Origin of the sequence: Yoonia sp., from assembly GCF_036007805.1 — a bacterium.
GTDB lineage: Bacteria > Pseudomonadota > Alphaproteobacteria > Rhodobacterales > Rhodobacteraceae > Yoonia.
The window spans coordinates 1-4,464 of record NZ_DASYOK010000384.1 but is presented as its reverse complement, the minus strand read 5'-3'; the positions used below and the strand labels follow the sequence as shown (position 1 = coordinate 4,464).

8 protein-coding genes are annotated in these 4,464 nt (G+C 58.5%); 3 read left to right on the top strand and 5 right to left on the bottom strand.

The window, feature by feature from the left end:
• On the bottom strand, positions 1–432 hold a 432-nt coding region (locus VGP75_RS20370), incomplete at its 3' end, for a terminase small subunit, Nu1 (protein ID WP_327545385.1).
• A 110-nt stretch (positions 433–542) separates the two neighbouring features.
• Here VGP75_RS20370 and VGP75_RS20365 point away from each other — a divergent pair.
• A complete protein-coding gene (locus VGP75_RS20365) occupies positions 543–761 on the top strand; it encodes a hypothetical protein (RefSeq protein ID WP_327545384.1) in 219 nt (72 codons plus the stop codon).
• 638 nt (positions 762–1,399) lie between these two features.
• Here the strand turns inward: VGP75_RS20365 and VGP75_RS20360 are convergent.
• Positions 1,400–1,624, bottom strand: a complete 225-nt coding sequence (locus VGP75_RS20360; RefSeq protein WP_327545383.1) for a DUF7220 family protein — start codon at positions 1,622–1,624, stop codon at positions 1,400–1,402.
• A 190-nt stretch (positions 1,625–1,814) separates the two neighbouring features.
• Here VGP75_RS20360 and VGP75_RS20355 point away from each other — a divergent pair, with 190 nt between their 5' ends.
• Together VGP75_RS20355 and VGP75_RS20350 are read left to right on the top strand one after the other, a co-directional pair.
• Positions 1,815–2,087, top strand: coding sequence for a hypothetical protein (locus VGP75_RS20355; protein ID WP_327545382.1), 273 nt, complete (start codon positions 1,815–1,817; stop codon positions 2,085–2,087).
• A gap of 97 nt (positions 2,088–2,184) precedes the next feature.
• A complete protein-coding gene (locus VGP75_RS20350; RefSeq protein ID WP_327545381.1) occupies positions 2,185–2,751 on the top strand; it encodes a DUF3489 domain-containing protein in 567 nt (188 codons plus the stop codon).
• Between the two features lie 207 nt (positions 2,752–2,958).
• Here the strand turns inward: VGP75_RS20350 and VGP75_RS20345 are convergent, their stop codons facing one another.
• The 3 genes from VGP75_RS20345 to VGP75_RS20335 all read right to left on the bottom strand — a co-directional run.
• Complete coding sequence (locus VGP75_RS20345) at positions 2,959–3,261, bottom strand: hypothetical protein (RefSeq protein ID WP_327545380.1); 303 nt, start codon at positions 3,259–3,261, stop codon at positions 2,959–2,961.
• 28 nt (positions 3,262–3,289) lie between these two features.
• The gene (locus VGP75_RS20340; RefSeq protein WP_327545379.1) at positions 3,290–3,550 is read right to left on the bottom strand and encodes a DUF7220 family protein; all 261 of its coding nucleotides are present in this window, start codon (positions 3,548–3,550) and stop codon (positions 3,290–3,292) included.
• Positions 3,547–4,464 (bottom strand): DNA-methyltransferase (locus VGP75_RS20335; RefSeq protein WP_327545378.1); only part of this gene is annotated, 918 nt, incomplete at its 5' end. The genes VGP75_RS20340 and VGP75_RS20335, both read right to left, overlap by 4 nt.

The following is a 4,464-nucleotide window of genomic DNA, read 5'->3' as shown; positions in this document are numbered from 1 at the left end:
CACCTCGCGGATGGCGGTACGGATCAGGTTCCGGGTGTCTCCGACGGTGGGTTGGTCAAAAGCCTGCGGCGCCAGCCGGTCCGGCAGCGCCAGCAGGCGGGTTCTCAGAAGCGCGAGCACAGCAATCCATGCCGCCTCGATCTGGTCGGCTGCAATGAGGGATCGTCGTTTTTCCTCCGCTTCCATCTCGGCAAGATCAGCACGCGCCCGGATGAACCGCGCCCGTTCAGCCGCATAGTCCGGTGCACCGGCTTGGGCTTTCAATGCCTGGTCGCGCAGGTAGCGCACATAGCCGCGCACGGATCCGATCAGATCATACTGCCCGCGCTCCGCCTTGGGGATCACGCCCTCGCGACTCAGCTGCTGGACCCGCCGTTCCGACAGATCAAGCAGCTTGGCGATCACGCCGATGGGCTGGGTTGCTGATGACATCCGCACACCTCACGATTTTGACCAACCATATGGAATGATGTCGAATTCACTGGATAAGATCAGCCGCTAGAGCGAAGCTAGTCCTGCAAACGACCATCGGAGAAACCACCATGGAAACCACCAGCATTCGCCTCCCCATCCGGAACCTGCCAGAGCATTTTGATCGCAGCCGCATGGCGTTCGTACTTGACGAAATCGAGATGGCCTTAATGGACGATGGCGGCGTGCACGCTCAAACCTCTGCCGACAGCTTTATTATAAAGATTGAAGTAGCAACGCATCAGCTGATGGACACCGCCAGCTGCCTGAAAGGCCTCGGCCTCATCTAGCTATGCGACCCCTGTGACCGGAAAGCCTTGATGAACCGGCGCAGCGCGGCAATTCAGGGTTGTTCGACTATTGGAGCCTATGATACTCGCTGCCTACTCCTGAAAAAAGGTGAGATGCCGGTGTTTCTCTTTATCTACAAATCTGTTTTCGGCGCGCTGATTGCTGCATTTTTTGCATCAGCGGTCTTTGCGGACGTCCCAGTCATTCCACGCGGCGAGAGTTTTAATTGCAAACCAACGCATGTGTGGGATGGGGATGGCCCCGTTTGGTGCAGTGAAGGGCCACGGCTCCGGCTAGCAGGCATCGCCGCGCGCGAACTGGATGGTAGCTGCTCCGCTGGACACCCCTGCCCAAGCGTAAGTGCGAACGAAGCACGGGATGCGCTAGCCAGTCTTTTGGGCACACCTACCGGCGTCAGCCGCCATGGACATATACTTATCAATGGCCCCACGTTGCAATGTCGATCCGACGGTCCCGCTGGAGGTAACCGCACGGCTGCATGGTGCGTGTCACCGCGTCACGGAGACATCAACTGTGCGATGGTAAGCGGTGGGTGGGCTTTGCGGTGGGACCGCTACTGGCGCGACCATCGCTGCTAGGGTCAAGCAAATCAAAAAAGAGACGAAGGTAGCTGCGCTTAGATCAGCGCAAACAATCGGCGCAGAAGATAACTTAGGGCCAGCGAGACGCTAACGAAGGCCATGCCGATAGCCATATATTCGCCGGGTGCGGCCTCGAGGCCGAACCACCGAAACGCGATGATTTGCGTGACCACCGCGAGGCCGTAGCCGACGATCACATTGGTGATCGCTTCCACCAGCGACATGATGCGCGACTGCCATCGGCGAATAGCACCAACCATTCGGCCGTCTTCGCCTTCTGGATCGCGCCCCGCGGCAGACCGACATGCGCGGTGTACTGGCGCTCGCTCATGCCCTGCATCGACAGCTCCGATTATCATTAAGATTATATGCTTATCGAGTTGATAAGCCTCGCGACCGGAGCGAACGTCACTCCGACGAAGCGATGCAACTCACCAAGGAGCGACCACGATGACCATCCGCCTGAACCCGATCACCACACCCCGCCATCAGCTCCGCGCCGCAAAGGCGCAACGCAACCACGAAGCAGCACTTGCCGCCTTCCTCGGCAAGAAGGCGGAAATCGACGCGATGCTCACCCGCTTGGCAAGCCTCAGCGACAACCACTTCAACAGCCAGCCTGACGAGATCAACTGGGGCGACGTCGGCACCCTCGAGCATTACGCCCGCCTCCTCCAGCGCGTTACCGACAGCGCCTTTGGCGAAGGCGAATTCGCGGAGTAAACCTTACGCTCCTCGCCTTGGAGTGGCCCACTATCACTGTGGGCTTCAGCCGGTAGAAGGCCGCGCATCCCGCGCAGCATGCAAACCGGAGATCATCATGACCCAGATCCAGCTATCCGATGCCCAAACCACCATCCTGTCCACCGCCTGCGCCCGCGATGACGGGCTGGTTTTTCCCGTCACCGCTCCCTTCAAAGGCGGCGCTGTTGGTAACATCTGTAAAAGCCTGCTCAAACAAAGGCTCATTGAAGAAGTCGTCGCCGCCGATCACAACACCGTTTGGCGTCACGACGCGGATCGCGGCCCCATCACGCTACGTGCGACGCCGCAGGCGCAAGTCCTGCTTGGCATGACACAGGCGCCTGAGACGGCCGAGACAACTGCGCCACTCACATTGAGCCAACACCGTGCGAGCAAGCAGGACATGCTCATCGCGATGCTACGCGCTGACGGCGGTGCAACGATTGCCGAAATCACCACAGCTCTTGGATGGCAGCCGCATACCGCACGTGGCGTCATATCAGGTGTGCTCAAGAAAAAGCTCGGCCTCAAGATCACATCACAGGTCGAGGCGACCCGCGGCCGTATCTACAGCCTGCCAGACACCGAGGTACTGTCCAAAAGCACAACGGCCGCATGTCACGCAAAGGCTGCTAAGCATTGACGCCCACTCTGACACATCGAAACACACAATGTGTGACTTCTCGGTGACTCAGCCGCCTTTAAGCCTCTGCGTTTCTTGTAGAATCCAGCAGCATGCAGATGGTCTGCAGCGAGGATTCGCCTGTATGAAACCTCAACTGCTCGAAGCGGTGCGCCCTGCTCCGCTTTAACTGCCTCAGACTGGGCCAGCCTTGCGCTGGCCCCTTTTTTATGTGCCTGCTTTCAAGACAGCCGTAATTTGAGCACGCGTAATGCCAAATTGCCGTGACAACGCCGCAGGCTTCACACCTGCTTGGATGGATGATCGGATCAAGCCAATCTGTGATCGGGTCAACTGTGACAGGATCGGATATGGCACGCTTTTACTTTGCGGCTTGGTTTTCTCCTTAGAGGCAGTAAGACCGCGTCTGTCCAACTCGGTCGCCAATGCCTCTTCAAGTCGCAAAATGTCATGCTCAGATAAGTGCTGTAGCGATACCGCAAGATTTTGCGGCAGCACCGTTTTTGGCACCTCGCCTCCATCGGAGGACCGTTGCGTGTTAGGTTCCTTTTGACGACTCATACGTAGATGTATCGCGCCCAGACAATCTTTTGCCAAGACGCTCAAACAGGCGTCGCAGCAGATATCCCCGAGCCAAAGATACGCCGACAAAAGCCAAGCCGATCGTCAAATGATCACTCCAGCCCGCGTCGATGCCAAACCATGGGAACACAGCTATCTGGGTGGCAATCGCGAGCAGATAGCCAACAACAACATTTGTGGTAGCTTCAACCAACGACATGAAGCGCGACTGCTTCATGCGGCCTCACGTTCGGTCTTCAGCGTGTTGAAAGTCTTATCGCTGCCATCCAGCGTCGCGTCTTTCCCTGTGAACGCCTGCCACCGCTCGACCGCAACATCGACATAGGCCGGGTTCAACTCAATTCCGTAGCAGACCCGCCCCGTGGTCTCTGCCGCGATCAACGTCGTGCCTGATCCCATGAATGGCTCATACACCGCCTGGCCTGGGCTGGAATTGTTCAGAATGGGGCGGCGCATGCATTCGACCGGTTTCTGCGTCCCGTGGACCGTCTTGGTATCCTGATCCTTGCTCGCGATTTGCCACAGCGTTGTCTGCTTGCGATCGCCGGCCCAGTGGCCCTTCCCGGTCTTTTTGACTGCGTACCACGCCGGTTCGTGCTGCCAATGATAATCGCCTCGGCTGAGCACCAGCCGTTCCTTGGCCCAGATTATCTGCGAGCGGATGTTGAAGCCCGCCACCTCAAGGCTTCCCGCAACAGTTGCTGCATGTAATGCGCCGTGCCAGACATAGGCGACATCGCCTGGGAACAGCGCCCAGGCCTCGCGCCAGTCGGCGCGGTCATCGTTCAGCACCTTGCCAGTGCGTTTGGTTTTGGCGGCACCCGTTTGGTTGCGCCAGCTTGGGTCGTATTCCACACCGTACGGAGGATCAGTCACCATCAGCAGCGGTTTTACCGTGCCGAGTAGGCGTTCGATATCGGTGGCGACCGTGCTATCACCACAGAGGAGCCGGTGGTTGCCGAGGATCCAGAGATCACCAGGTCGGCTGATCGGGTCCTCAGGCGTCTCGGGAATGTCATCCTCACCCTCCTGCGGGCCAGTGCCGTCCTCGAGGCTGCTCATCAGCGCGTTCAGCTCGTCATCCGTGAAGCCTGTCAGTCCGAGATTAAAATCCGCCTCCAGCAAATCCGC